The sequence below is a fragment of the Vibrio sp. 10N.261.52.A1 genome (genome assembly GCF_002876325.1).
Taxonomy (GTDB): domain Bacteria; phylum Pseudomonadota; class Gammaproteobacteria; order Enterobacterales; family Vibrionaceae; genus Vibrio; species Vibrio chagasii.
In genome coordinates this window covers 1-332 of sequence record NZ_MCYD01000127.1, presented here as the reverse complement: position 1 = coordinate 332, position 332 = coordinate 1, and the positions used below count along the sequence as shown (strand labels likewise).

Sequence of the window (332 nt, the reverse complement as noted above, 5' to 3'; positions counted from 1 at the left end):
AGAACTGGAGAGGTTAGATTGCACTTGGTTAGATTGCATTTGCTGAGATGCTCCCTGACTGTTGTCTATTTCAGAGGCGATACCCTCGTCGAGCTGTTCGATTGAAGAGATCTGTTTTGCACGTTGTTGGTTGAACTGTGCTTCAAGAACACGGTTGTAGCCATCTTCCGCGTCTGGGTTGTTTGGCAACGCTGCTTCATACCAAAGTTGTGCGGAGTCTAGTGGGCTGAGTAGCTCGTGTTCTGGGGAAGATTCGTAGAGCTTGGCGATTTCTAGTGTCGCTCGCTTGTTCCCTTGCAATGCGGTTTTGATAAACCATTCCAAGGCTAATT

Annotated in this window: 1 pseudogene; it reads right to left on the bottom strand. The window is 47.9% G+C overall.

Annotated elements, in window-relative coordinates:
* Nucleotides 1-332 (bottom strand): annotated as a pseudogene (locus tag BCT81_RS01830) (hypothetical protein); the annotation flags it as partial.